General features: G+C 70.0%; 28 protein-coding genes. 5 read left to right on the top strand and 23 right to left on the bottom strand.

The features are described from left to right. Positions 1-12 precede the first annotated feature (12 nt). From dapF to thyX, 17 genes are all read right to left on the bottom strand, one after another. A complete protein-coding gene (dapF, locus tag M3190_RS13460) occupies positions 13-879 on the bottom strand; it encodes a diaminopimelate epimerase (protein ID WP_251582610.1) in 867 nt (288 codons plus the stop codon). Between the two features lie 38 nt (positions 880-917). Continuing rightward, on the bottom strand, positions 918-1844 hold the full coding sequence (miaA, locus tag M3190_RS13455) for a tRNA (adenosine(37)-N6)-dimethylallyltransferase MiaA (RefSeq protein WP_251582596.1): 927 nt from the start codon (positions 1842-1844) through the stop codon (positions 918-920). A 4-nt stretch (positions 1845-1848) separates the two neighbouring features. Then, positions 1849-3405 (bottom strand): tRNA (N6-isopentenyl adenosine(37)-C2)-methylthiotransferase MiaB, encoded by a 1557-nt coding sequence (miaB, locus tag M3190_RS13450; protein ID WP_251582594.1) that lies wholly within the window; start codon positions 3403-3405, stop codon positions 1849-1851. 48 nt (positions 3406-3453) lie between these two features. Next, positions 3454-4332: an ABC transporter permease gene (locus M3190_RS13445; RefSeq protein WP_251582585.1), complete on the bottom strand. Its 879-nt coding sequence runs from the start codon at positions 4330-4332 to the stop codon at positions 3454-3456. Next, positions 4329-5249: an ABC transporter ATP-binding protein gene (locus tag M3190_RS13440; protein WP_251582583.1), complete on the bottom strand. Its 921-nt coding sequence runs from the start codon at positions 5247-5249 to the stop codon at positions 4329-4331. Before M3190_RS13440 ends, M3190_RS13445 begins: the two co-directional genes overlap by 4 nt. 84 nt (positions 5250-5333) lie before the next feature. Beyond that, positions 5334-6044, bottom strand: a complete 711-nt coding sequence (locus M3190_RS13435) for a regulatory protein RecX (RefSeq protein ID WP_251582581.1) — start codon at positions 6042-6044, stop codon at positions 5334-5336. A 2-nt stretch (positions 6045-6046) separates the two neighbouring features. Further along, the gene (recA, locus tag M3190_RS13430) at positions 6047-7105 is read right to left on the bottom strand and encodes a recombinase RecA (RefSeq protein WP_251582579.1); all 1059 of its coding nucleotides are present in this window, start codon (positions 7103-7105) and stop codon (positions 6047-6049) included. A 226-nt stretch (positions 7106-7331) separates the two neighbouring features. Next, positions 7332-7553: a DUF3046 domain-containing protein gene (locus M3190_RS13425; RefSeq protein WP_251582569.1), complete on the bottom strand. Its 222-nt coding sequence runs from the start codon at positions 7551-7553 to the stop codon at positions 7332-7334. Positions 7554-7559: 6 nt separating this feature from the next. Then, positions 7560-7880 carry a helix-turn-helix domain-containing protein gene (locus M3190_RS13420; RefSeq protein WP_064003188.1) on the bottom strand — a complete coding sequence of 107 codons (321 nt, stop codon included), beginning with the start codon at positions 7878-7880 and terminating at the stop codon, positions 7560-7562. Positions 7881-8029: 149 nt separating this feature from the next. Next, on the bottom strand, positions 8030-8566 hold the full coding sequence (locus M3190_RS13415) for a CinA family protein (protein ID WP_251582736.1): 537 nt from the start codon (positions 8564-8566) through the stop codon (positions 8030-8032). Next, positions 8566-9132 (bottom strand): CDP-diacylglycerol--glycerol-3-phosphate 3-phosphatidyltransferase, encoded by a 567-nt coding sequence (gene pgsA / locus M3190_RS13410; RefSeq protein ID WP_251582567.1) that lies wholly within the window; start codon positions 9130-9132, stop codon positions 8566-8568. Before pgsA ends, M3190_RS13415 begins: the two co-directional genes overlap by 1 nt. Before the next feature lie 34 nt (positions 9133-9166). Next, positions 9167-11863 (bottom strand): FtsK/SpoIIIE family DNA translocase, encoded by a 2697-nt coding sequence (locus tag M3190_RS13405; protein WP_251582565.1) that lies wholly within the window; start codon positions 11861-11863, stop codon positions 9167-9169. 68 nt (positions 11864-11931) lie between these two features. Further along, a complete protein-coding gene (locus tag M3190_RS13400) occupies positions 11932-12423 on the bottom strand; it encodes a GNAT family N-acetyltransferase (RefSeq protein WP_251582563.1) in 492 nt (163 codons plus the stop codon). 21 nt (positions 12424-12444) lie between these two features. Beyond that, positions 12445-14121: a ribonuclease J gene (locus tag M3190_RS13395; RefSeq protein WP_251582561.1), complete on the bottom strand. Its 1677-nt coding sequence runs from the start codon at positions 14119-14121 to the stop codon at positions 12445-12447. Further along, on the bottom strand, positions 14118-15095 hold the full coding sequence (gene dapA, locus M3190_RS13390) for a 4-hydroxy-tetrahydrodipicolinate synthase (protein ID WP_251582559.1): 978 nt from the start codon (positions 15093-15095) through the stop codon (positions 14118-14120). The genes M3190_RS13395 and dapA overlap by 4 nt, the downstream gene beginning before the upstream one ends. 364 nt (positions 15096-15459) lie before the next feature. Next, positions 15460-16212 carry an SDR family NAD(P)-dependent oxidoreductase gene (locus M3190_RS13385; protein ID WP_251582557.1) on the bottom strand — a complete coding sequence of 251 codons (753 nt, stop codon included), beginning with the start codon at positions 16210-16212 and terminating at the stop codon, positions 15460-15462. A 21-nt stretch (positions 16213-16233) separates the two neighbouring features. After that, positions 16234-16977: an FAD-dependent thymidylate synthase gene (gene thyX, locus M3190_RS13380; RefSeq protein WP_251582548.1), complete on the bottom strand. Its 744-nt coding sequence runs from the start codon at positions 16975-16977 to the stop codon at positions 16234-16236. A gap of 84 nt (positions 16978-17061) precedes the next feature. Here thyX and M3190_RS13375 point away from each other — a divergent pair, with 84 nt between their 5' ends. The 4 genes from M3190_RS13375 to M3190_RS13360 all read left to right on the top strand — a co-directional run bounded on the left by M3190_RS13375 (position 17062) and on the right by M3190_RS13360 (position 19461). Continuing rightward, complete coding sequence (locus tag M3190_RS13375) at positions 17062-17499, top strand: TlpA family protein disulfide reductase (RefSeq protein WP_251582546.1); 438 nt, start codon at positions 17062-17064, stop codon at positions 17497-17499. Beyond that, positions 17492-18058 (top strand): DUF4395 domain-containing protein, encoded by a 567-nt coding sequence (locus M3190_RS13370; RefSeq protein ID WP_251582544.1) that lies wholly within the window; start codon positions 17492-17494, stop codon positions 18056-18058. Before M3190_RS13375 ends, M3190_RS13370 begins: the two co-directional genes overlap by 8 nt. Before the next feature lie 94 nt (positions 18059-18152). Then, entirely contained in the window at positions 18153-18578 is a 426-nt protein-coding gene (locus M3190_RS13365) for an OsmC family peroxiredoxin (protein ID WP_251582542.1), read from the top strand. Then, complete coding sequence (locus tag M3190_RS13360) at positions 18571-19461, top strand: TIGR01777 family oxidoreductase (protein WP_251582540.1); 891 nt, start codon at positions 18571-18573, stop codon at positions 19459-19461. The genes M3190_RS13365 and M3190_RS13360 overlap by 8 nt, the downstream gene beginning before the upstream one ends. 4 nt (positions 19462-19465) lie before the next feature. On the opposite strand, the gene M3190_RS13355 is transcribed toward M3190_RS13360, so the two are convergent. The 6 genes from M3190_RS13355 to M3190_RS13330 form a co-directional block, all read right to left on the bottom strand. Continuing rightward, the gene (locus M3190_RS13355) at positions 19466-19915 is read right to left on the bottom strand and encodes a tetratricopeptide repeat protein (RefSeq protein WP_251582538.1); all 450 of its coding nucleotides are present in this window, start codon (positions 19913-19915) and stop codon (positions 19466-19468) included. Then, a complete protein-coding gene (gene dapB / locus M3190_RS13350) occupies positions 19912-20724 on the bottom strand; it encodes a 4-hydroxy-tetrahydrodipicolinate reductase (protein WP_251582537.1) in 813 nt (270 codons plus the stop codon). The genes M3190_RS13355 and dapB overlap by 4 nt, the downstream gene beginning before the upstream one ends. A 9-nt stretch (positions 20725-20733) precedes the next feature. Beyond that, entirely contained in the window at positions 20734-21555 is an 822-nt protein-coding gene (locus M3190_RS13345; RefSeq protein ID WP_251582528.1) for a TSUP family transporter, read from the bottom strand. 1 nt (position 21556) lies between these two features. After that, entirely contained in the window at positions 21557-22156 is a 600-nt protein-coding gene (locus M3190_RS13340; protein WP_308222257.1) for a histidine phosphatase family protein, read from the bottom strand. 65 nt (positions 22157-22221) lie between these two features. Then, positions 22222-23241, bottom strand: coding sequence for an aldo/keto reductase (locus tag M3190_RS13335; RefSeq protein WP_251582520.1), 1020 nt, complete (start codon positions 23239-23241; stop codon positions 22222-22224). 201 nt (positions 23242-23442) lie between these two features. Next, positions 23443-25707: a polyribonucleotide nucleotidyltransferase gene (locus M3190_RS13330; protein WP_251582518.1), complete on the bottom strand. Its 2265-nt coding sequence runs from the start codon at positions 25705-25707 to the stop codon at positions 23443-23445. 295 nt (positions 25708-26002) lie between these two features. On the opposite strand from M3190_RS13330, the gene M3190_RS13325 reads away from it, so the two are divergent. Beyond that, on the top strand, positions 26003-26185 hold the full coding sequence (locus M3190_RS13325) for a DUF5302 domain-containing protein (RefSeq protein WP_251582516.1): 183 nt from the start codon (positions 26003-26005) through the stop codon (positions 26183-26185). The last annotated feature ends 86 nt before the right edge of the window (positions 26186-26271 follow it).

The raw sequence follows: 26271 nt of genomic DNA, 5'->3' as shown, positions 1-26271 counted from the left end.
GCCCCGGCCGCGTCAGGCGAGGGAGATCTCGCCGGAGAAGACGAGGGATGCCGGGCCCGACAGGAGGACCCGCTCGCCGACATCCGTCCGGACCACCCGGACTCCCAGGCGACCACCCGGCACGTCGACGGTCCAGCGGTCGGGTGCGCCGGCACCGGCCCAGTGACGGACGGCGAGCGCGGATGCCGCGACGCCCGTTCCGCACGACAGGGTTTCGCCCACACCGCGCTCGAACACGCGCATCCGGATCGCGCCCACTCCGTCGGTGACCAGGGGCTCCTCGGGGACGACGAACTCGACGTTCGCACCGGCCGTCGGCACGGGGTCGAGAAGAGGCTGCACGGAGAGATCGAGGCCGGCGAGCTCGTCCTCGCTCGAGAGGGCGACGACGACGTGCGGGTTGCCGACGTCGATGCCGAGCCCGGGCCGGGCGACCTTCAGCCCGCGGGCGCGCACGAGCACCTCGTCCGCGGTCGGGCGCCAGAGCCCGAGGTCGACCTCGAACCCGTTGTCGGCGAGAGTGACCGTCTTCGTCCCGGCGCGGGTGCCGATGCGGAGCGTCTCGCCGGGGGCGAGCGTCGCGAACCCGGCGCTGAGCAGGTACTTCACGAAGACGCGGACCCCGTTGCCGCACATCTCGGCGATGGATCCGTCGGCGTTGCGGTAGTCCATGAACCAGTCGGCATCGGGCGTCTGGGCGCCCGCATCGATCGCCGCGGAGCGGACCACACGCAGCAGGCCGTCGCCACCGATGCCGAAGCGGCGATCGGTGAGAGCAGCGACCTGCTCGCCCGTCAGGTGCAGCTCACCGTCGGGATCGGCGACCACGACGAAGTCGTTGCCCGTCCCGTGGCCCTTCGTGAATGCGATCGTCGACACCCGTCCAGTCTAGGCGCGGACGGCTGCGCGGCCTCCGGTCAGGAGCGGTCCCGCGCCTCGTCGATGACGCGTGCGGCGGGCGTCCCGGCATCCACCCACAGGAGGTCTGGGTAGCGGCGGAACCACGACACCTGACGGCGGGCGTACCGGCGCGTGAGCGCCTGCGTCTCGGCCACCGCCTCGTCCTCCGTCATGCGACCGGCCAGCTGCGCGAGAGCCTGTGCGTATCCGATCGCCCGCGGGGCGGTCGGGCCCGCCTCGAGTCCTCCGGCGCGGAGGGATTCCACCTCGGCGAGCAGGCCGCCGCTCCACATCCCCCGTACCCGCTCGTCGAGCCGCTCGACGAGCGCCGCGCGGTCGAGGTGCACGCCCACGATCGTGGTGTCGGGATGCCACAGGACTGGCGCGTCCGGAAGCGCGGCCCCGTGCGTCTCAGCGCCCTGGAGGAGCACCTCGAGGGCGCGGACGATGCGCCGACCGTTGCGCGGGTCCAGTCGGTCGGCGGACCCCGGGTCGACCTCGCGGATGCGCTCGATCATCGCGTCGGCTCCCTGTTCGCTCAGATCGGTCTCGAGGCGGGCGCGCAGGGCCGGGTCTCGAGGCGGGAAACGGAAGTCGAAGACGACGCTCGAGACGTAGAGACCGGAGCCGCCGACGAGGATCGCATCGCCGCCACGGTCGAAGATCCCGCGGATCGCCGTCCGCGCACGCTCCTGGTACACGGCGACCGCGACGTCCTCCGTCACCTCGAACTCGTCGAAGAGATGGTGCGGGATGCCGCGACGCTCCGACACCGGGAGCTTCGCCGTCCCGATGTCCATCCCCCGGTACAGCTGCATGGCGTCGCCGTTGACGATCTCGGCTCGCCGCCCGCGACGCGTCAGCTGCTCCGCGAGATCGAGCGAGAGGGAGGTCTTGCCGGTGCCGGTCGCCCCGACGATCACCCACAGGCGCGGGGCGCCCACGGGGTCAGAGTCCGGGGGTGGCCGTGCGCAGGACCGGCAGCCCGAGCGATACGGCGCGCGGGCCCGCGTCGCCCGCCGGAGCCGAAACTCCGCACGAGTCGGCCTGCGCGCGATTCCACGCGTCTCCGGCGCGGGTGCGGCGGATGCGGAGGGGTGCCCCGTCCGGGCTGTCGGCCAGGAGGTGGAAGGGCGCCGCGTGCGTGATCACCGTCGTGACCACGTCGCCGGGCCGCGGCGTGGGCGACCCGTCGGGGATCTCGAAGTGGACGAGACGGTTGTCCTCGGCGCGGCCGGTCAGGCGCCGGGTCGCGGCATCCTTCTTCCCCTCACCCGTGGAGACGAGCACCTCGACCGTGCGACCGAGCTGGGCCTGGTTCTCCTCGAGCGAGATGCGCTCCTGGAGGGCGACGAGGCGGTTGTAGCGCTCCTGGACGACCTGCTTCGGCACCTGATCGGGCATGGTCGCCGCGGGTGTGCCCTCACGGATCGAGTACTGGAACGTGAACGCGCCGGCGAAGCGTGCCTGCTCGACGACACGCATCGTGTCCTCGAAGTCCTCGTCCGTCTCACCGGGGAACCCGACGATGATGTCCGTCGAGATGGCGGCGTGCGGCATCTTCTCGCGCACGCGGTCGAGGATGCCGAGGAAGCGCTCGCTGCGGTACGAGCGGCGCATCGCCTTCAGGATGCGGTCCGACCCCGACTGCAGCGGCATGTGCAGCTGAGGCATGACCGCCGGCGTCTCAGCCATCGCGTCGATCACGTCGTCCGTGAAGGCAGCCGGGTGCGGGCTCGTGAAGCGCACGCGCTCGAGGCCGGGGATCTCGCCGGCGGCGCGCAGCAGCTTGCTGAACGCCTGCCGGTCGCCGAACTCGACGCCGTAGCTGTTGACGTTCTGGCCGAGCAGGGTGACCTCGATGGCCCCGTCCTCGACGAGCAGACGGATCTCGTTGAGGATGTCGCCGGGGCGACGGTCCTTCTCCTTACCGCGCAGGCTCGGGACGATGCAGAACGTGCAGGTGTTGTTGCAGCCCACCGAGATGGAGACCCAGCCGCTGTGCGCCGAGTCGCGCTTGGTGGGAAGGGTCGAGGGGAAGACCTCGAGCGATTCGAGGATCTCGAGCTCCGCCTCACCGTTGTGACGGGCGCGTTCGAGCAGGCTCGGGAGGGAACCCATGTTGTGGGTGCCGAAGACGACATCGACCCAGGGGGCCTTCTGCTGGACGGCGTCCTTGTCCATCTGCGCGAGGCAGCCGCCGACGGCGATCTGCATGCCGTCGTGCTTGTCCTTGCGGCTCTTCAGGTGTCCGAGGGTGCCGTAGAGCTTGCCCGCCGCATTGTCGCGCACCGCGCACGTGTTGATCACGACGACGTCGGCCTCGGTGCCCGCGTCGGCACGGACGTAGCCGGCGGACTCGAGCGAGCCCGAGAGGCGCTCGGAGTCGTGGACGTTCATCTGGCACCCGAACGTGCGCACTTCGTACGTGCGGGGACGGCCGTCGGCACCGACGGCGGCATCGGACGGGGAGATGAGGGTGGGGGCAGCGGAGGGGCTGGTCATGATCAGGCCATTCTACGAGCCGCACCCCGGTGCGGGAGGCGGCCGCGCTCAGCGCAGGAGGGAACGGATGCGGCCGGCCGAGATCGCGCTGAAGACGACGGCGACGGCGACGAGGATCGTCACGGCCGCCCAGGCGGGCACCGCTGCGGATCCGACGGCGATGTCGATGCCGTAGAAGTCCGAGAGTTCGGCGACCGCCGCCGTGTCGCCGTCCGTCACCGCTTGGAGGGTCTCCTCGGTGAAGGGGCGACGTAGGAGCATCGCCCCCTGTGCGAACGGCAGTGCGTTGATGACGTCCGCGACGGTCTCGGGCAGCGAGCCGACCGGGATGTAGGAGCCGGCGACGAAGCCGAGCACCGTCCCGACGACGGTGGAGAACGCCGAGTAGGCACCGGTGGTGGTCAGGAACGACGCGCCGAAGCAGCCCAGCGTCGTGAACGCCGCACAGCAGAGCAGCATCGCCCCGAGTGCCGCCGCGATCTGCCCCGCGCTCAGCCAGGTGCCGCGCACGAGCCCGAGGTGGAGGAGGGTGAGGACGAAGATGATCCCCGACATGAGGACGGCGACGGTCACGGACGAGATCAGATACCCGAGCACCAGGTGCGTGCGACGGATCGGCGCGACCAGGAAGTCCCCGAACCGTCCCGTCGCCCGATCGTCGACGAACACCGACACGGCGCCGATGCCCGACGTGACCGTCGTGAGCAGGACGATGCCCGACAGCATCCAACTGTCGACGAAGGCCTCGATGTCACCGCGCGTCGCGCGGGACAGGGTCTGCTCGAGTCCGTCGACCTGGAGTCGGGCGAGGAAGAGGGTGTAGAGCAGGAAGAGGATGAGGCCGCTGAGCAACGAGAAGAAGACGTTGAGACGGTCGCGGAAGAACAGGGCGAGGTTGCGGCGGACGATGGCCGCGACGATTCTCATGCCGCGTGCTCCCCGTGGTCGCGGCGGCCGGTGAGGGCCAGGAACACGTCGTCCATCCGGCCGTGGCGGAACTCGAAGTCGCGGGCGCCGTCGCCGAGCGCGGCAAGGATGCGTCGGGCCTGGTCCGCCCCGGTCACGGGAACGACGAGCACCTCGCCGTCGCGCTCCACCGTCGCCGGGTCGACGTCCGGATGCGCGAGCACCGCCGCCGCATCATCCGTGGTGACGGTGAGGATGCTGCGACTGAACCGCGCTCGGAGCTCGGTCGGCGTTCCCTCGGCGACGATGCGACCGGAGTCGATGATGCTGACCTGGTCGGCCTCCTCCGTCTCCTCCATGTAATGCGTCGTGAGGAAGACGGTGAGACCCCGCTCCCGACGGAGGCCGCCGATGGCGGTCCAGACCGCCACTCTGCTGGCGGGGTCGAGTCCGGCCGTCGGCTCGTCGAGGAAGAGGATCGCCGGGTCGTGGAGGAGGGCGCGAGCGATGTCCGCCCGTCGACGCTGCCCGCCGGAGAGCCGGCCGTACGGGCGGCCGAGGACGTCCTCGAGTGCGATGAGATCCGACAGTTCCGCCAGACGAGCCCCGAAGCGCCGCCGGGACACACCCGAGAGCGTCGCCCGGAGAGCGAGGTTCTCGCGCACCGTGAGGGCGTCGTCCAGCAGCGAATGCTGGAAGACCACGCCGATGGCGGATCGGACGGCCTCGCCGTCCGCGGCGACATCGCGGCCCGCCACGTGGACCCGACCGGCATCCGCGCGAAGAAGGGTCGTGAGGCATCCGATCGTCGTCGACTTGCCGGCACCGTTGGCGCCGAGGAAGGCGAAGAGCTGGCCGTCGGGGACGCTCAGGGAGATGCCGTCCACTGCGCGCACCGACCGGTACGACTTCACGAGTCCCTCGACCTCGATCGCCACGGCACGCCCTCCCCCGACGTGCGACGCGCACGTGCGCCCGAGTCTGTCAGACCGGCCGGCTCGGCGACACCGTTCCCACGGGAGTCACGGCTCGAAACGAACCCCGCGCCGTGGAGCCGCGCTGAGCTCGTCGAGCGCCTGGCGGGCCGCAGACAGCGCGACGGCTCCGTACCCTCTGCGGGCGAGCTGCCCTGCGAGGCGCCGCAACGCGGCATCCCGTTCCACGTCCGCCAGACCGCGCGCTTTGGACCGCGCGAACTCGAGCGCGCGCTCAGCCTCGTCGTCCGGCAGCAGCGCGAGCGCCTCATCGACCACCTCGCGCGGGATGCCGCGCTGTGCGAGCGTCTGCGCGACGGCCTGCCGTCCCTGAGCCTTCCGTGATGTCGCCTTGTCGATGAGCTGCTCGGCGAGGGCGAAATCGTCGAGGTACCCGAGCGACACGAACCGGTCGATGATGCCGTCGGATGTCGCTCCGTCGAGGTCATGCTCGCCCAGAACCGACCGGGCCTCACGAACCGACAACGACCGCGTGCGGAGCTTGCGCAACAACACCCGCTCCGCCATCGCTGGGGTGTCGTCGTCCTCCACCGGAACGACGATCGGGACGTTGCCGGTCGCCGGATGTGCGGCGCGCGCGGCCGTCCGCTCCGACTCCGGTCGATCACCGATCCACGTCGCGTGCCACGGTCTGCTCTCCGCGTCGTCCGCCGGGTCAGCGTTCTGCTGTCCGCGATTGCCGAAGAGCGGGATGACGGGGGCGAGCGCGTCTCGCTCGCCCCCGTTCGCTTCCGTCATGATCAGGCCGGGCGGCGAGCCGCCAGCTCGTCAGAGGTTGCAGCGTCCTCCGCGGCCTGCTTCGGCTGACCGATGCCGAGCTTCTGCTTGATCTTGGTCTCGATCTCGGCGGCGACATCGGTGTTCTTCAGCAGGAAGTTGCGCGAGTTCTCCTTGCCCTGTCCGAGCTGCTCACCCTCGTAGGTGTACCAGGCGCCCGACTTCTTGACGATCCCGTGCTCGACACCGAAGTCGATGAGACTGCCCTCGCGTGAGATCCCGACGCCGTACAGGATGTCGAACTCCGCCTGCTTGAACGGCGGCGCCATCTTGTTCTTGACGACCTTGACGCGGGTCCGGTTGCCGACCGCCTCGGAACCGTCCTTCAGCGTCTCGATGCGACGGATGTCGAGGCGGACGGAGGCGTAGAACTTGAGTGCCTTACCGCCTGCGGTCGTCTCGGGCGAGCCGAAGAAGACACCGATCTTCTCTCGGAGCTGGTTGATGAAGATCGCGGTCGTCTTCGTCTGGTTCAGACCACCGGTGATCTTGCGGAGCGCCTGGGACATGAGGCGGGCCTGAAGACCCACGTGGGAGTCACCCATCTCACCCTTGATCTCGGCCTCGGGGACGAGCGCGGCGACGGAGTCGATCACGACGAGGTCGATCGCACCGGAACGGATCAGCATGTCCGCGATCTCGAGCGCCTGCTCACCCGTGTCGGGCTGGGAGACGAGGAGGGCATCGATGTCGACGCCCAGCTTCTCGGCATAGGCCGGGTCGAGGGCGTGCTCCGCATCGATGAAGGCGGCGATGCCACCGGCGCGCTGCGTGTTCGCGATCGCGTGCAGGGTCAGGGTCGTCTTACCGGAGGACTCCGGACCGTAGATCTCGACGACGCGACCCCGCGGGATCCCGCCGATGCCGAGGGCGACGTCGAGAGCGATGGAGCCGGTCGGGATGACCTCGACGGGAGCGCGTTCGTCGCTCCCCAGTCGCATGATCGATCCCTTGCCGAACTGGCGGTCGATCTGGGCGAGGGCCGATTCGAGGGCCTTTTCGCGGTCGGCAGGTGATGGCATGTCGTGCTCCTTCGTGCTCGCGGTTCCGTCGCCCATAGGCTGTCGCGATCGTCACCGACGGTTCGGATTCTGCGACAGGGCGGGGGTGTCATCTGACGCTGTTCACGTTAGGAGGACCCTCCGACATCGAGATGCCGGCGCCCGCCTCCGTGGATGACGTCTCTACGACACCCGCTGTGAAGGACACTACGCCCTTATCGAACGCATCTTCGATGCGACACGCCGATCACCGGCGCGGGTCGAGCCGGCCTGCACCGTGACGACGGGAGACGGGGACGTCCGTCTCTGCGCACAGCGCGTACCAGACGTCCCGGGGCGGGATGCCGGCGGCGAGGGCCTCTCGCGCGGTCTTGTTGCCGACCGCGGTCAGGACCAGGTCCGACACCAGAGCCGGTCCACCCGCACCGAACTCATCGGCGACGGCGCGATCGAACTCGCTGTGGCGCATCGACCGTCAGCGCAGCGACAGCTCGGGGGCGGGGACGTCCTCCCCGAGCGAGGCGAGGTCGTCGGGGACGACGTCGCTCAACGAGTGCAGGCCCTCCAGAACGGAGATGCGCTCGCCCACCTCGCGCATGATGGCGGAGATGGGAACGTCCAGTGCCTCGGCGACGGCGGCGAGGATCTCGCTCGATGCCTCTTTCTGACCGCGCTCGACCTCGCTCAGGTAGCCGAGGGCGACACTGGCCTTGCCCGACACCTGACGGAGGGTGTGACCCTTCTGCAGACGGAAGTCGCGGAGGACATCACCGATCTCTTGACGAACCAGGATCATGCGTGGGCCCTCCCTCTGCTGCGATCCACCGAATCCCTTGCGGGGGAACCACGGTACAACACGTTCGATGTCACCCTAGACCCCGAGCGCTGGGGAATGGATGGGAATCACCGATACGTAACATGCTCGGAACGGGCGCTATTCCCGACTCACAGGGCGTCGACGGCGAGGGCGATCGCGCGGGCCGTCGCGGCCGTGCGGATCTCGTCCCGATCACCCTCCAGGAGAAGCGACTCGACTCGCGACCCGAGCGGGGTCGAGACGGCGATGTGCACGGTTCCCACCGGCTGGCCGTCGGAGGACACCGGACCTGCGATCCCGGTCGTCGCGATGCCGACGTCGGCGGGGTCCTCCGTGCCGACCGCACGGCGGACGCCGTCCGCCATCTGACGTGCCACACGCGGGTGGACGGGGCCGTGGGCGTCGAGCAGAGTCTCGTCGACGCCGAGCAGCCGCTCCTTGAGGTCGGTCGCGTAGGCGACGATGCCACCGCGGAACACGGCCGAGGCGCCCGGCACCGCGACGACGGACGCCGCGACGAGACCCCCCGTGAGCGACTCCGCGACCCCGAGCGTCCACCCCAGCTCCTTCAGCCGCTCGACGAGGCGCTCCGGCTCGGACCTCGGGCCGCTCGCGACCGCGGTCTCCTCCAGCTCCTCGGGGAGCTCGCTCGGTTCCCGACGCATCATGCCTTCCGAGGCTGCCTCGGGCGCACAGCGGTGACGACGTAATCGACGCCGCTGGCGACGGTCAGCACGACCGCGATCGTCATGGCGATCGTGTTGACGACGTGGACCCACTCCCCCACGACCGTCCACAGCGGGAGGAGGGCGAGGGACAGCGCGACCGCCTGTGCAACTGTCTTCAGCTTCCCCATCCACGCGGCGGCCACGACGTGGTCCGTCGCGACGATCAGCCGGTGGACCGTGATGCCGAGTTCTCGGACGAGGACGAGGACGACCACCCACACGGGCAGTTCGCCGAGGATCGAAAGGGAGACGAAAGCGGCACCCGTGAGAACCTTGTCCGCGATCGGGTCGAGCAGCTTCCCGAGATCCGTCACGATGTCGTGGCGTCGGGCGAGGTATCCGTCGACGCCGTCCGACGCGATCGCGACGATGAACAGCGCCGCCGCCCACCAGCGGAGGGCGCCGTCCGCGCCGCCGTCGGCCAGGAGCAGCCAGACGAACACGGGCGCGCACAGGATGCGCACGATCGTGATCGCGTTCGGTAACTGCCGCGGGATCGTCACGGTCCGAGCCTACCGAGCCGTGGCGGGGGCGCGCTCAGTCACGGCCCGTGAGACCCCAGGCATCCTCGTCCCCTTCGGCCTCGACGACCTCGTAGCCCTCGAACTGCTGCGTCACCGCGTCGGGGCCGTACGGGTCGGCCGGAGGTGTCGAGACGGCGGCCTCCGAAACGGGGGGCTCCTCGCCGCGCAGTCGGGCGAGCACGGCGGGCAGCTCGTCGGGAGTCACGAGGACGTCGCGGGCCTTCGATCCTTCGGACGGCCCGACGATCTCGCGCGCTTCGAGCAGGTCCATGAGGCGGCCCGCCTTGGCGAAGCCGACCCGGAGCTTGCGCTGCAGCATCGAGGTCGAGCCGAACTGAGTCGTGATGATCTGCTCGGCGGCCGCGAGGAGGAGCTCGAGGTCGTCACCGATGTCGGCGTCGATCTCCTTCTTCTCGACGATCGCCTCGACGTCCTTGCGGTACTCGGGCCGCGCCTGGTTCTTGACGTGCGCGACGACCTTCTCGATCTCCTTCTCGGCGACCCAGGCGCCCTGCACACGCACCGCCTTGGACGCGCCCATGGGGAGGAAGAGACCGTCGCCCTGACCGATGAGACGGTCGGCGCCCGGCTGGTCGAGGATGACGCGGGAGTCGGTGACGCTCGTGACGGCGAAGGCGAGTCGGGACGGCACGTTCGCCTTGATGAGACCCGTGACGACGTCGACCGATGGCCGCTGCGTCGCGAGGACGAGGTGGATGCCGGAGGCTCGGGCGAGCTGCGTGATGCGGACGATCGAGTCCTCGACGTCGCGCGGGGCGACCATCATCAGGTCGGCGAGCTCGTCGACCACGACGAGGAGGTACGGGTACGGCTTCAGCACGCGCTCGCTGCCCGCGGGGAGCTGGATCTCCCCCGCCACGACCGCCCTGTTGAAGTCGTCGATGTGGCGGAAACCGAACGACGCGAGGTCGTCGTACCGCATGTCCATCTCCTTCACGACCCACTGCAGCGCTTCGGCGGCCTTCTTGGGGTTCGTGATGATGGGCGTGATCAGGTGCGGCACACCCGCGTAGGAGGTCAGCTCGACCCGCTTCGGGTCGATCAGCACCATGCGGACGTCCGACGGCTTGGCGCGCATGAGCAGGCTCGTGATCATCGAGTTGACGAAACTCGACTTGCCGGAGCCGGTCGATCCCGCCACCAGCAGGTGGGGCATCTTGGCGAGGTTCGCGACGACGTAGCCGCCGCCGACGTCCTTCCCGATCCCGATCGTCATGGGGTGCGTCGCCTGCTGGGCGTTGGGCGAGCGCAGGACGTCACCGAGGGTGACGATCTCGCGGTCGGTGTTCGGGATCTCGACGCCGATCGCGCTCTTGCCGGGGATCGGCGCGAGGATGCGCACCTCGTTGGATGCCACGGCGTAGGCGATGTTGTTCGTGAGTGCCGTGATGCGCTCGACCTTGACGCCGGAGCCGAGGGCGATCTCGTACTGCGTCACTGTCGGACCGCGCGAGAAGCCCGTCACCTTCGCGTCGATGGAGAACTGCTCGAAGACGCCCATGATGGCGCGGACCATGGCATCGTTCGCCTCGGAACGGGCCTTGTGCGGTGTGCCCGCCGCGAGCGCGTCGGCGGACGGGAGGCGGTAGTCGGCGGCATCCGGGTCGACGGAATCGAGGTTCGCGGCCACGAAGTCCGGCAGCGGCGGAACGGGCGGGACCTCAGCGGCCGCGGCGTCTCGCTTGCGACCCGGCGTGCGCGGCGCGGCGGGCGCGATGATCTCCGTCACCGCATCCGGCATCACCTCGGGAGTCGGCGTGGTGACGGGGTTGTCGAAGCTGCCGTCGCCGCTGGCCTCCAGGAGCGCCGTCAGGTCGTCGGCGCCCAGGCCGCCGTCGGCGTCCTCCTCGCGGCCGGACTTGTTGCGCCGCCACCAGGGCAGAGAGTCGCCCTCGTCCTCGGGAGCGTCGAAGGCCACCGTCGGGCCCGTCCCCGCCGCGTCCGACGTCTCGTCGCGCTCGACGCGCTCCGCACCGAACATCCACGCGTACAGATCCCCGAGGCGGCGACCGATGCGGTTCGGCGGCGTCTTGGTGAGGATCAGCACGCTCAAGAAGGCGAGGAGGGCGAGGACGACACCGGCACCGATCTCGGTGAGCACCGTCAGCGGCTCGCCGATCGCCCATCCGAAGAGGCCGCCCGCCGCGCTCAGGGCCGCGAGACCCTGGCTGGGCTGCGGCCGATCCGCGACGACATGGCAGAACCCGGCGACCGCCAGCACGAACAGGCCGGCACCGATGCCGATCCGGCCGTTGTCGTGGACGGACGGCGGATGCCGGAAGAGCCACCCGGCGAGCAGGAGCAGGATCACCGGGAAGACGAAGGCCTCGCGGCCGATCAGGGCGCCGACCGTGTAGGCGCTGATGTTCGTGCCGACCTCGGTCCCGATGAGGAACCATTCCACGACTGCTCCGGCGATCGCCATGAGGACGAGCAGGAACGGGAACCCGTCGCGACGCTGATCCTTCTCGAGCGACTCGGAACCGAACGCCCGGAACATGCCGCCCGCGATGTGGGCCAGCCCGAGCCATGCCCGGACCACGACCGGGGGGCGCTCGACGTCGTCGACGTAGCGCTTCGGGGCGGGTTCGGCTTTGCGCCGCGGCGTGGGTTCGGCCTTCTTCGCGCGCGCCGAGGAGCCCGACGCGGAGGCGCGGGGTTTACTGGCCGGACTGCTGCTCCTGGGCATACCTTCCACGGTAGGCGCGAGGACCGACATGTGCCCGGATTGACGCGACCCCTGGCCCGGATCGGTGCTCAGCCGAGACGCTTCACCATCGTGTCCCGCCCGATGCCGCTCCGGGTGACGGCGAACCCTTCGCTGCGGTAGAGGACCTGGGCGAAGTTGCCGCGCTCGACCGACAGGCTGATGCGGGCGCGTCCCTCGGCGCGGGCCTCGTCGCACAGTCGTCGCACGAGGGCGCGACCCACGCCGTGCGAGCGCCACAGCGGCTTCACTCCGATGATGAGCTCGGGCACCCCGGTGCCGACGTAGGCGAATCCCGGTTCGGTACGGGGCATCGTGCGGTACCACGCCGCCCCGATGGGCTCCGCGCCCGCGACGGCGATGAACCCGACGTCCCCCGGCCGCATCCATCCGGACAGGTACTTGCTGTGGTCGGGGTGCGACAGGATCTCATGTCGCGGCCGCGCCGCGCCGGGGCGCCAGTTGGCGGCCTCGACGACCATGTCGCCGAGGAAGACCCCGTCGGCCTGCACGGCAGGACGCAGCGACCACGACTCGGGCATGCCCGAATGGTAGCGGCCCCGTCAGGCCTCGATCACCATGGGGACGATCATCGGACGACGGCGCAGCGACTGGTTGACCCACCGACCGATCGTCCGGCGCACGACCTGCTGCAGCGCGTGCTGATCGCGGACCCCGGACTGAGCGGCCTCGGTCAGCGCCTGAGCGATCTTGGGCTTGACGGAGTCGAACACCGCGTCGTCCTCCGCGACACCCCGGGCGTGAATCTCGGGCCCCGTGACGATCCGGCCCGTCGCGGCATCCACCACGACGATGACGGAGATGAACCCCTCCTCGCCGAGGATCCGCCGGTCTTTGAGGTCCGCATCCGTGATCTCGCCGACCGACGAACCGTCGACGTAGACGAACCCCAGGTCGAGCTGGCCGACGACGCGGGCGACGCCGTCCTTCAGGTCGATGACGGTGCCGTTCTCGGCCAGGATGGTGTTCTCCGCCGGGATGCCGCTGTCCTGAGCGAGCTTCGCGTTGGCCATCAGGTGCCGGTACTCGCCGTGCACGGGCAGGACGTTCTTCGGCTTCAGGATGTTGTAGCAGTAGAGGAGCTCACCGGCGGCGGCGTGGCCCGAGACGTGGACCTTCGCGTTCGCCTTGTGCACGACGTTCGCACCGAGCTTGGTGAGCCCGTCGATCACGCGGTAGACGGCGTTCTCGTTGCCCGGGATGAGGCTCGAGGCGAGGATGACGGTGTCCCCCTCCCCCGGCTCGATGGCGTGGTCGAGGTTCGCCATCCGGGACAGGACCGCCATCGGCTCGCCCTGCGACCCCGTCGACATGTAGACGATGCGGTCGTCCGGGAGGTCCTTGGCTTTCTTGTAGTCGATGAGGACGCCGTCGGGGACGTGGAGGTAGCCGAGCTGCTCGGCGATCGTCATGTTGCGCACCATCGAGCGGCCGAGGAAGGCGACCCGGCGACCGTGCGCGGCGGCGGCGTCGATGACCTGCTGGACCCGGTGGACGTGACTCGAGAAGCTCGCCACGATCACGCGACGCGGTGCCTTGCCGATGACCTGGTCGAGGACCGGCCCGATCGCGCGCTCGAGCGGCGTGAAGCCGGGGACGTCGGCGTTCGTAGAGTCGACGAGGAAGAGGTCCACGCCCTCCTCCCCCAGCCGGGCGAAGGCGCGCAGGTCGGTCAGGCGACCGTCGAGCGGGAGCTGGTCCATCTTGAAGTCGCCCGTCGCCAGCACCAGCCCTGCGGGGGTGCGGATGCCGACGGCCAGCGCGTCGGGAATGGAGTGGTTGACCGCGACGAACTCGAGGTCGAAGGGTCCGACCTGTTCGCGCTGCCCCTCCTTCACCGTCAGCGTGTACGGCTTGATCCGGTGCTCCTTGAGCTTCGCCTCGACGAGGGCGAGGGTCAGCTGCGAGCCGATGAGGGGGATGTCCCCCTTGCGCTTGAGGAGGTACGGCACCGCGCCGATGTGATCCTCGTGACCGTGCGTGAGCACGACACCGACGATGTCGTCGAGCCGCCCGCGGATCGCCTCGAAGTCCGGGAGGATCAGGTCGACACCCGGCTGGTGCTCCTCGGGGAACAGCACGCCGCAGTCGACGATGAGCAGCTTCCCGTCGAACTCGAAGACCGTCATGTTTCGGCCGACCTCGCCGAGTCCGCCGACGGGGGTGACCCGGAGCGTGCCGGATGCGAGCGCCTCAGGCGCGGAGACGGTCGTGCTCATCGAGTTGTTCCATGCACCTTCGGAAGGGCGCCGCCGGCGGCGGCGTTGCGGTCGGGTCTGAAGTTGGAGAAGTCGGCACCGTCGACATCCTTCACGAGGGCGAGTTCGTCCTCGATGAGGGCGGCTTCCCACTCCTCGGGGCCGACCAGGGGAAGTCGGACGCGGGGGCTGGAGATGCGGCCGAGACCGTGGAGGATGTACTTCGCGCTCACTGTGCCCGGCACATGGGTCATGACGGCGCGGACGAGCGGCTCGAGCTTCTGGTGGGCAGCGGTCGCGGTCTTCAGGTCGCCACGGTTCACGGCATCCACGATCACGCGGTACGGCGCCGATGTGATGTTGGCGGTCACACCGATGAGTCCGGCCGCGCCGATCGACAGGTGCGGCAGGACGTTCGCGTCGTCGCCGGAGAAGTAGAGCAGGTCGGTCTGGTTGAGGACGCGGCTCACCTCGCTGAAATCGCCCTTGGCGTCCTTCACCGCGAGGATGTTGGGGTGCTTCGCGAGGCGAAGGATCGTCTCGTATGTGATGGGCACCCCCGTACGCCCGGGGATGTCGTAGAGGATGACGGGCAGATCCGTCGCGTCGGCGACGAGGCGGAAGTGCGTCAGGATGCCGGCCTGCGTCGGCTTGTTGTAGTACGGCGTGACGATCATGATGCCGTCGGCGCCGGCCTTCTCGCTGGCCTTGTAGAGCTCGATGGCGTGGGCGGTCTCGTTCGATCCGCCGCCTGTGATGATCTTCGCGCGCCCCGAGGAGACGGACTTGCCCACCTCGACGAGCTTCAGCTTCTCGGCATCCGTCAACGTACTGGTCTCACCGGTCGTGCCGGTCACGACGATGCCGTCGGCACCGCCCGTGATGACGTCGTCGATGTGCTTCTCGACTGCGGGCCAATCGACCTCGCCGTCGGCCGTCATGGGGGTGACGAGCGCGACGAGCACCTGACCGAAGGGATTGGCGGAGTGCGTCATGGTTCCCAGGGTACCGGTCGGGCTCCTCGGGTCGTGCGGGGTCGGCAGGTGACGCATGCACGATCCGAGTGACGCATGCCGACTGACACCCCCGGACTGTCGACCGGCCCCACCCACACGTGCAGGCGGACGGGATGCTCGAGGACCCAGACTCCGTGGTGGCGCGGCGCGGATGCGCAGCGGAGCTCGCCGCCGCGCGCAGCCGCGATCCGCGTCGATGGGGCGGCTTCCCGGACCGCGCACACGCCGCTGCGCACTCGGATGAGGTTTCCGCGATCCACCGCTCGCGCGAGCTGCGCCCGCGTCCCCCCACGGCGGCACGGCTGCAACGTCCGCGGGATCCCGCCGAGGCGGTCGTCCGCTCTCAGCGACCGCGGGACGCGGCGGGGACGACGACGCGGTCCGGGAGGAGCCGCGAGAGGGCGACGAGGGCCTTGTACCGGAACGAGGGGATGCTGACGGCACGGCCGCGGGCGGCGTCGCGGAGGGAGGCGCGGACCACTGCGGGAGCGTCGAGCCACATCCACCCGGGGACCCCTTCCTGCCCCGGCGGCAGACCGAGTCGCTCGTGGAAGTTGGTGTGGACGAAGCCGGGACACACGGCTGTGACCGTCACCCCGCGCGGCGCGTAGACCGCGTCGGCCCAGCGGCTGAAGCTCACGACCCACGCCTTGGCCGCCCCGTACGTGCCGCGCGGCACGAGACCGGCGACCGAGGCGACGTTCAGGATGCGTCCGCGGCGACGGTCGAGCATGACGGGGAGAGCAGCGCGGGTCAGGCGCATCGTGACCTCCGCGTGGAGCTCGAGGTGCCGGGCCTCGTCGTCGATGTCGCTCTCCTCGAAGGCACGGCGCAGGCCGTAGCCGGCGCAGTTGACGAGGACATCGACCCCGGCCGCCAGACGCTCTTCGACGCGGCTGCGCTGCGCCGCATCCAGCAGGTCGGTCACCAGCACATCCGCGCGGCCGCCGCGCGCCCCGATCTCATCGGCCAGGGAGCGCAGCGCGGATTCGTCCCGTCCCACGAGGACGACCTCGGCGCCCCGGGACGAGAGCTGGCGGGCGTACTCGGCTCCGATCCCGGAGCTCGCGCCGGTGACGAGGGCTGTGCGACTCATGCGCGTCAGCCTAGGAGCGGGTCAGGGGGCGACGCGACCGTTCGCGTTGAAGGCGGCGTACGTGAGCGGCATGAGCTCGCGCCACACGTTCTCCATCTTCTCGGCGCACATCTCGATCTCCCGCTGCGGGAACGACGGGAAGTGCGTGCCCTCCCGCGTCGTGCGCAGGGAAAGGAAGTTCATGAGGGATCGCGCGTTCACCGTCACGTACATGGAGGACATGATGTTCAGCGGGAGGACGATGCGGGCGACCTCGCGGGCGATGCCGGCGTCCAGCATCCGCTGGTAGCTCTCGAAGGCCGCGACGGATGCCTCGCGCGTCTCACGTGCGACGAGCTCGACCTGCTCCTCCGATCCGGGCAGGAACTGGTACGCGCCGGGCTTGCCGACCTGCACGAGGTTGCGCTCGGGTGCGGGGACGTAGAAGACGGGCCGCAGCTCGCGGTAGCGGCCCGACTCCTCGTTGTACGAGGCCATCCGGTGGCGCATGAACTCGCGGAAGACGAAGATCGGCGCCTGCACGTAGAACGTCATCGAGTTGTGCTCGAAGGGCGATCCGTGGCGGTCACGCATGAGGTAGTTGATGAGGCCGCGGTCGCGCCCCGTCGCCTCGGTGCCCTCGGCCGCGGCTTCGAGGGTCTGCTCACCCTGCGTCGAGACGCGGGCCGCGAAGAGCACGTCACTGTCGGATGCCGACGAGCGCACCAGCTCGACGGTGACATCGCTGCGGAACTCGATCTCGGGGCTGTCGGCGCGCTCACTCACGGCTCACACACTACCCGTCGAGGTGACGCGGGATGACGCCTGGCAGCGCCCGTACGCACCGGACAGCACTACTGTGGAGCGGTCATGGAACTCCTTCCCGCCATCGTCGTGCTGACCGCCCTGCTCGTGGTCACCGTCGGCATCGGACTCGTCCTTCGTCGGCAGCAGAACCGCCCCCGCGCGGTCGATCCCCACGAGGTCGTCGAACCCACCCGCCTGGGCGCGGAGCGACTCGGCGAGAAGGCGACCCTGCTGCAGTTCAGCACCGAGATGTGCAGTAGGTGCCCCGGCGTCCACCGCACCCTCCGCGAGATCGCCGACGACCGCGACGGCGTGCTGCACCTCGACGTCGACCTCACCCACAGGGTCGACATCGCCAAGCACTTCCAGGTGCTCCAGACACCGACGACCCTCATCCTCGACCGGCACGGAGTCGTGCACTCGCGATTCGGCGGGACGCCGGGGCGGCAGGTCGTCGAGATGGAGCTCGACCGCGTGACCGCAGGAGCGGACCGTGGCTGAGGTCCGCGGGATCGACCCGCGCGGCCCGCGGTTCGCGGCATCCGTCACGTCGGTGCTGCTGCTGATCGCGACGCTGCTGGCCCTGCTGGGCAGCTCGACGGCTCACACCGATGCGGGATTCGGCTGGCTCGCCCCACTCGGCGGTGGCATGTTCATCGTTCCGATCAGCGGCTGGGTGCTCCCATTCACCCCGCTGTCCATGCGTATCCTCGACCCGGGCTTCCTCGCCGTCCTCGTCATCGCCCTGCTGTTCCTGTGGGGCGTCGTCTCGCCCCGCACCGCTCCGTGGGGCGCCCTCTACCGGCGCATCGTCCAGCCGCGTCTCGCCCCGCCGACGGACCTCGAAGACCCTCGCCCGCCGCGCTTCGCGCAGGGCGTGGGCCTGTTCGTCACCACGGTGGGACTCCTGCTGCACCTCCTCGGCGTCCCGCTCGCGCTGCCGATCGCGGCAGGGCTCGCGTTCATGGCGGCGTTCCTCAACGCCGTGTTCGGCCTGTGTCTCGGATGCCAGTTGTGGCTGATCCTGCAGCGCGCAGGCCTCGTGGGCCGCACCGCCTGACGCTCCCCCGAAGCCGCGTCAAGTCGTATCGCGCGCTCATCCGCGAGGTTTAGGCTCGGCACCGTTCCGTCACGACCACGACCGAGGAGAGACCATGAGCGTCACGAGCGAAGCCACCACCAGCTGGAAGGGAACCCTCTTCGAAGGGTCGGGCGAGATCGCCCTCGAGAGCTCCAACCAGGGACCGTTCGCGGTCAACTGGAAGGCGCGGAGCGAGGGGTCCACCTCGGTGACGACTCCGGAGGAGCTCATCGCCGCCGCGCACTCCTCGTGCTTCAGCATGGCCCTGTCGAACGCCCTGGCCGAGAACGGGACTCCGCCGGAGAGCGTCGAGACGACGGCATCCGTCACCTTCATCCCCGGCACGGGCATCACCGGGTCCCACCTCAACGTCAACGCCTCGGTCCCCGGACTCTCGGCGGAGGACTTCGACCGCATCGCGAACGAGGCGAAGGCGGGATGCCCGGTCTCGGCCGCCCTCTCCGGCATCGAGATCACGCTCGAGGCGACGCTTGCCTGATCGCCGGGTCGTCGTCTCGGGGGCGTCGGGACTGATCGGGCGCGCCCTCGTCGACTCCCTGCGGGCGGACGGGTACGCCGTGACGCGGCTCGTCCGGCACGCTGCCCAGGCGCCGGACGAGGTCACCTGGGCGCCCGGCGAGTCGCCGCTCGATCCGCAGGTGCTCGCGGGTGCCGAGGCGGTCGTGAACTTCAACGGCGCGACGATCGGCCGATTCCCGTGGACCCCCTCGTACAAGAAGCAGCTCGTCTGGTCGCGGATCCATCCGACGCAGACGCTCGCGCGAGCGTTGCGCGAACTCGGCGAGGACGCGCCGCTGTTCGTGAGCTCATCGGCCACCGGCTACTATCCGCCGGACGCGCACGGCCGGACCTTCGACGAATCGGGCCCACGGGGCGACGCCTTCCTCTCCGATCTCTGCGGCGAGTGGGAGTCGGCCGCGGTCGCCTCGGGTGCCCCCACAGCCCTCTTGCGCACGGCCCCTGTCGTCCATCGCGACGGCGTGCTGAAGCCCCTGCTCCTGCTGACCAAGCTGGGCCTGTCCGGCCCGCTCGGCCGCGGGACGCAGGTGTGGCCGTGGATCTCGCTCGACGACGAGATCGGCGCGATCCGCCATGTCATCGACCGCAGGATCACCGGACCCGTCAACCTCACGGGTCCCGAGCGCGCGACGGCGAACGACCTCGGTTTCGCCCTGGCACGACGTCTGAACCGGCCCTACATCCTGCGCGCCCCGTTGTGGGCGGTGCGCCTCGTCCTCGGAAAGGACGCCGTCGAGGCGCTGCTCGCGAACGACACGCACGTCGTCCCGGCGGCGCTGCTCGCGTCGGGGTTCACGTTCCGGCATCCGACCGTCGAGGACGCCGTCGCGGCCGCCGTCTGACGGCTCAGCCGCGACGCTGGGCTCGCTCGCGCGATATGGCGGTGCGGATCGCGCCGCGCGCCCGCCGACGGTCCCCCGCGCCGTCGTAGAGGAGTCCCATCCGGTACCAGGCGCGCCAGTCGTCGGGGTTCTCCTCGACGGCGTCCCGATAGGCGGGGAACAGTGCGTCGGCCTCCGCCTGGACCGGTCGGCCGCTGGGACGGAGGGTGAGCTCCTCCTCCGGCAGCCCGCCCTCGGCCTCGAGCCGACGACCCAACCGCTGCGCGCCCAGACCGAAGCTCAGCTCGCGCCAGAGCGCCCACACCGCGACCACGGGCAGCAGCACGAGCGCGATCCCCATGGCGATGCCCACCGGATCGCCGCTCGAGACGAGCAGGACGGCGCGCTGGGCGACGAGGGCGATGTAGAGGACGAGGACGGCGGCGACGATCGCGACGGCGATGCGTGTCCTCATGGCGCGGTCGTCGCGGCGACCTGACCGGACACGGCGCCGTCGGCGACGGGTGAGGTCCGCGGTGTCTGCGGCATCCGGATGCCGATGTCGATCATCGCGTCGAGACCGATCACGATGCCGGTCGTGTCCCGCGCTGCGTCGAGGGCGACACGGATGCCGGGGGCGTAGGCCGCGGCGGGGTCGACGGTGTCGTGCACGATCGTGAGCGACTCCCCCGGACCCGACAGGATCGTCTCCTGCCGGGCGATGACACCCGGACGTCGCAGCGAGTGGACGGGGACGCTGGCGATCTGCTGGCCCCGCGCACGCTGATCGACGTGCGGCGCCTCGACCGGGCCGACCTCCGAGCGTGCCGCGGCGATGAGCTCCGCCGTGCGCACGGCCGTCCCGCTGGGTGAGTCGACCTTGGTCTCGCGGTGCGTCTCGACGATCTCGATGGAAGGGAAGAACGGGGCGGATGCCGCGGCGAGCGCGGAACCGATCACCGAGCCGAGCGAGAAGTTGGGGATGAAGACGGCGCCGGTGCCCGCGGCATCCACCAGCGGGCGGATGAGCGCGATGCGTTCGGCGGACCACCCCGATGTGCCGACGAGCACGTTCTTGCCACGCTCGATCGCGGCACGGACGACGTCGATGGAGACGGCGGGGGTCGACGCGTCGACGACGAGGTCGGCGCCGTCGATCTCGCTGAGGTCGCTCGATGACCCGAGGACAGCGACGGTCTCGTAGCCGTCCGTCGCTGCGATCACGTCGGCGATGATGCCGCCGAGCTTGCCGGTCCCGCCCACGAGGGCCACACGCGTCGTCATGCCTCCAGCCTAGGCGGGCAGCGGGGAGGCGATCGTGTCCCAGGCGAGCTTGACGATGAGCAGGCCCAGCACCACCAGGAACACGACGCGCACGAAGCCGTTGCCGCCTCGTGTGGCCATCCGAGCACCGATGAAGCCGCCGGCGACGTTGGCGCACGCCATGAGGAGTCCGAGTACGAGGATGATCTCGCCGTGCACGCCGTAGACGATGAGCGCGGCGAGGTTCGTCGTGAGGTTGGCGATCTTCGCGTTGACACTCGCCTGCAGGAAGCCGAAGCCGAGGACGCCGACGAGGAGGATCACGAAGAACGATCCGGTGCCCGGACCGAGGATGCCGTCGTAGAAGCCCACGGCGAGCCCGATGAGGCCCGAGCGCCACACGACGGCCGCTCGGGCGGTGTGCCGCGGCTCGTGGTGCAGCCCCATCCGCGGCCGCAGCAGCGTGTACACGCCGACCGCCACGACCGCGATCAGCACGACCGGGGTCAAGAGCTCGCGAGGCACATAGCGCGACAGTGCCGCGCCGACGGCGGACCCGGCGAAGGCGCCCGCCACGAGCGGGATCAGGAGCGTCAGATGGACCCGGACTCGCCGGAGATACACCCAGCTCGCCGAGAGGGTGCCGAAGAAGGACGACAGCTTGTTCGTGCCGAGGATGAACGGCGTGCCGACATCCTTCGGCACACCGATCACGAGCGCCGGCAGCTGGATGAGGCCGCCCCCGCCCACGACGGCATCGACCCACCCGGCGACGCCGGCAGCGACCACGAGGAACAGGAGTGCACTGGCCGAGACGGGGAGCCACTCGGCGACGGCAGGTCCGGTCAGCACCTCACACCGAGAGGATGTCGGGCAGACCCGTCCGCAGCTCGACCGGGAGGTGTGCGAGGTCGTTGTGGGCCACGAGGGTCCACGGGCGCCCCGGACGCTGCGCGAGGACCGTCAGACCGCAGTGGGCCTGGTTGATCGTGAGCCAGCGCCACTCCGGCGCCTGCAGGACCTCGCGGACGAACCAGGCGATGACGAAGTTGTGCGTGATGAGGAGTTCGTGCGCGTGGGGACGGTGGGCGAGGAACTCCGCCCCGGCATCCGCCATCTGCGCCGCACCGGCGTCGGCCTCGGCCTCGGTCACTCCCCCGAAGAACGGCTCGTAGACGTGCGGGGTGTCCGGTGTCATCCCGCTCGGCACACAGTCGAACAGCAGGGCGGTGGGCTCGGGGTCGACGGCCGGCAAGCGCTCGGCGACCGCGCGAGCGGTCTCGGCCGCACGCAGCAGCGGCGAGTGCCACACGGCGGTGAGCGGGACACCCGACAGGCGGTCGGCGAGCAGCTCGGCCTGGCGGCGACCGCGCGGCGAGAGCGGTCCGTCGGCCAGCCCGTGCTCGGCGTCGAGGTGTTCGCCGTGCCGCACCAGATACAGATAGTGCGTCACGTGTCTGCTCGCTTCGTCGAAAGTGCGCCGGGCGTTCCCCCGGCTCCTTCCACCCTAAACCAGCCTCAGTCGGTGGCCCGCGCGATCTCGGCGAGGTGCGCTCGACTGAGGTGCACGCCGACACCCTGCACGAGTTCGTCGACGTGGGCGACGGCGTAGGCGTTGACGATCGGCGCCGCGACGATCCGTTGCGCGAGCAGCCAGGCGATGGCGACAGCGGCGGGCGGCACCGCGAGCTCGCCGGCGATCCGGTCCATCGCCCGCAAGGTCCGCGCGCCGCGACGGTTCATGCTCGCCGCCAGCTGGCGTCCGCGCACGGTTCCGCTGACGTGTTCACGGTCGCGGTGCACGCCCGACAGGTAGCCGTGCTCGAGCGCCTGCGACGGCGTGACCGCGATGTCCTGCGCTCCTGCGACCAGCCGCAGATCGCCGTCGAACTCGTCGCGGCGGAGCACGTTGTAGGGGACATCCAGCACCGTGAACCGCGGATAGCCCGCCGCCGACAGGATGCGGGCCTCGACGAGCTGCGCGGCCCGGTACCCCGCGGCGCCGATCGTGCGCACCTTCCCGGATTCGACGAGCCACTCCGCCGTCGCGAGGGTGTCCTCGAGCAGGGTCGTCCGGTCGGACGTCCCGTCGAGGGAGAGCACATCGATGCGGTCCGTGCCCAGACGGATGAGTGACGCCTCCACGGCACGCACGAGGTTCACGGGGCCGAGCCCGGGGTTGTCGGCACCTCGGCCGACACGCACCGTGAGAACCACGTCGTCGCGGTTGCGGCGCGCGGCCATCCACCGGCCGATGGCGTGCTCGCTGCGACCTGCGGCGTAGCTGTCGGAGGTGTGGAGCGCGTTGCCGCCGCGTTCGACGTAGCGGTCCAGGATGGCGTGGGCCGCCGCGATGTCGATGTGCCACCCGAACTCCCCACCCCCCAGGATGAGCGGGAACACCGTGAGGCCGGTCTCGCCGAGGGGGACACGGACGGCGCGGCCCAGCGGAGCGCCGTGGACCGGCAGCGGGCCGGAGGGATGCAGCGTGGGCGCGGTGGTCGGCGACGTCGGATCCGCCGTCTCGAACGCTGCCATGCCCGTCTCCTTGCAGAGCGTTCCGGAAGACATGTGTCCACGCACCGCCGGATGCGCTCACTCCGAGGGTAGAGCAGCCCTCGGACTGGACGTGCGCGTCCGCGCGGCGATCGATGACGTTTCGATAACGGTTGTCCGCGCGGGGCCCGCGACGGCGAACGCCCGCCCTCCGAGGAGGACGGGCGTTCGCGACGTGCGGGATCAGGCCTCGGCGGGCGCCTCAGCGGCCGCGTCGGCGGCCGGAGCCGACTCCTCGACCACGGGCTCGAGCGACAGCTTGCCGCGGTCGTCGATCTTGGTGATGCGCACCAGGATCTTCTGACCGACGCCGAGGACGTCCTCGACGTTCTCGACGCGCTTGCCGCCGGCGAGCTTGCGGACCTCGCTGACGTGCAGCAGCCCGTCCTTGCCCGGCAGGAGCGAGACGAACGCACCGAAGGTCGCGATCTTGACGACCGTGCCCAGGAACTGCTCGCCGACCTCGGGGTTGGTCGGGTTGGCGATCGCGTTGACCTGTGCGCGGGCGGCCTCGGCCGAAGGTCCGTCGACGGCTCCGATGTAGACGGTGCCGTCGTCCTCGATCGAGATCTGCGCTCCGGTCTCGTCCTGGATCGCGTTGATCGTCTTGCCCTTGGGGCCGATCAGCTCGCCGATCTTGTCGACCGGGATCTGGACGCTGATGACGCGCGGCGCGGTCGGCGCCATCTCGTCGGGGGCGTCGATCGCCGAGTTCAGGACGTTCAGGATCGTGAGGCGGGCGTCCTTCGCCTGCGTCAGCGCGGCAGCGAGGACCGACGACGGAATGCCGTCGAGCTTCGTGTCGAGCTGGATCGCGGTGATGAACTCACTCGTACCGGCGACCTTGAAGTCCATGTCACCGAGGGCGTCCTCGGCGCCGAGGATGTCGGTCAGCGCGGCATAGCGCGTCTGGCCGTCGACCTCGTCGGTCACGAGACCCATCGCGATACCGGCGACGGGGGCGCGCAGCGGCACACCCGCGTTCAGCAGCGACAGGGTCGAGGCGCACACCGAGCCCATCGACGTCGAGCCGTTGGAGCCGAGAGCCTCGGACACCTGACGGATCGCGTACGGGAACTCCTCACGGCTGGGCAGCACGGGCACGAGGGCGCGCTCGGCGAGGAAGCCGTGCCCGATCTCGCGACGCTTCGGGCTGCCCACACGGCCGGTCTCACCGGTCGAGTAGGGCGGGAAGTTGTAGTGGTGCATGTAGCGCTTGCTCGTCGTGGGCGACAGCGAGTCGATCTGCTGCTCCATCTTGAGCATGTTCAGCGTGGTGACACCCAGGATCTGGGTCTCGCCGCGCTGGAAGATCGCCGAGCCGTGGACGCGCGGGATGACCTGCACCTCGGCGTCGAGCGGACGGATGTCGGCGAGCCCGCGACCGTCCATGCGGACACCCTCGGAGAGGATGCGACCGCGGACGACGACCTTCGTCACGGACTTGTAGGCGGCGGAGAACTCGATCGGCGCGCCGGCGGGCAGCTGCTCCGCCTCGACGGCGGCGATGAGCTCGGCCTTGACGCGGTCCTTGACGGCGTCATCGGCCGCCTGGCGCTCCTGCTTGTCGGCGATCTGGTAGACGTTCACCAGGTCGTCGTAGGCGCGACCGGCCACGAAGTCGTAGACCTCGGAGCTGTACGGCGGGAAGACGGGGTAGACGCCCGGCTCGCGCGAGGACTCGGCTGCCATCTGCGCCTGCGCCTCGACGAGCTGCTTGAGGAACGGCTTGGCGGCCTCGAGACCCCCGGCGACGATGTCCTCGCTGGGCTTGACGGCGCCGCCCTTGATGAGGTTCCACGAGTTCTCGGTCGCCTCGGCCTCGACCATCATGATCGCGACGTCGCCGTCGGGCAGGACGCGACCGGCGACCATCAGGTCGAACACGGCCTCCTCGACCTGCTTCTGGTTCGGGAACGCGACCCACTGGTCGGCGTGCTCGCCGTGGCCGGGGATGAGCGCCAGGCGCACACCCGCGATCGGACCGGAGAACGGCAGACCCGAGATCTGCGTCGACGCCGAGGCGGCGTTGATCGCGAGGGCGTCGTAGTACTCGCCGGGAGCGATGGAGAGGACCGTGACGACGATCTGGACCTCGTTGCGCAGGCCGTCGACGAACGACGGGCGCAGCGGCCGGTCGATGAGGCGGCAGACGAGGATCGCCTCGGTGGAGGGGCGCCCCTCGCGACGGAAGAACGAGCCGGGGATCTTGCCCGCCGCGTACGAACGCTCTTCGACGTCGACGGTCAGCGGGAAGAAGTCGAAGCCCTCACGGGGGTGCTTGCCGGCGCTGGTGGCCGACAGGAGCATCGTCTCCTCGTCGAGGTAGGCGGCGACGGCGCCCTGCGCCTGCTGGGCGAGGCGTCCGGTCTCGAACCGGACGGTGCGGGTGCCGAAGCGTCCGTTGTCGAGGACGGCTTCGGCGGCGGTGATTTCAGGACCTTCCAAGAGGTCTCTCCTTCTTTGTTTAGACTCGCACGCGCGTTTCGCGAGCGAGATCGTGCGAAGGAGCAGGAACAGGCAGATATGGGCGCGCGGACACATCCGCGAGGACCGCCTGCGCTGGCCACCAGTCGAAGACCACCATCCGCGGGAACGGGATGGGAATCCACCACAGGGGACCAGCTTCCTGCCGGGCCTGCTCCATGAGCTCACTGTGAAGTTGAGCGGATGCCGCGGTGAGGACCGCGGGCAACCCTCCCCACCCTATCAGCGGGCCCTTCCGGGTGCGTATCGTGGCGGCATGAGCGACGACGAGAAGACCGCGGATGCGGCATCCGAAGACATGAAGCGGAAGTTCCGCGAGGCGCTCGAGAAGAAGAACGCGCACAGCCGGAAGGGTGAGGCCCACCTCGACGGCGACTCCGCCGTGCACGGAACGCACGGCGCCGTCACCAAGCGCGAGTTCCGGCGCAAGAGCGGCTGAGCCCTAGCGACCCCAGCATGACGGCGGGCCCGGCATGACGGCGGGCCCGGACGCCTTCTGGCTGTCCGGGCCCGCCGCGTTCGTGG

The organism is Microbacterium oleivorans, assembly GCF_023715745.1.
Classification (GTDB): domain Bacteria; phylum Actinomycetota; class Actinomycetes; order Actinomycetales; family Microbacteriaceae; genus Microbacterium; species Microbacterium oleivorans_D.
The sequence above is the reverse complement of the archived record's forward strand: the minus strand, read 5'-3'. Positions and strand labels throughout refer to the sequence as shown.